Here is a 255-nt window from a genome sequence, read left to right as displayed (position 1 = left end):
GGCGTCCCCTAGGGGACTCGAACCCCTGTTACCGCCGTGAAAGGGCGGTGTCCTAGGCCACTAGACGAAGGGGACGCTGCCCAAAACATGCAAGGCATGTTTCAGTGACCAGATCAGAATCTTAGACCCTAACCTGGATTTTCTTACCAGCCCTGCCATTGAGCAAGACCGTTAAAACTGGAGCGGGAAACGAGACTCGAACTCGCGACCCCGACCTTGGCAAGGTCGTGCTCTACCAACTGAGCTATTCCCGCA

2 tRNA genes are annotated in these 255 nt (G+C 56.1%); both read right to left on the bottom strand.

Annotated elements, in window-relative coordinates:
• Window positions 1–2: 2 nt before the first annotated feature.
• A tRNA-Glu gene (locus CYD26_RS24900) sits at window positions 3–75 on the bottom strand.
• 103 nt (window positions 76–178) lie between these two features.
• A tRNA-Gly gene (locus CYD26_RS24895) sits at window positions 179–254 on the bottom strand.
• Between the last annotated feature and the right edge of the window lies 1 nt (window position 255).

Source organism: Pseudomonas sp. FFUP_PS_473 (assembly GCF_002858665.1).
Classification (GTDB): domain Bacteria; phylum Pseudomonadota; class Gammaproteobacteria; order Pseudomonadales; family Pseudomonadaceae; genus Aquipseudomonas; species Aquipseudomonas defluvii.
This window is presented reverse-complemented; position numbering and strand designations above follow the sequence as displayed.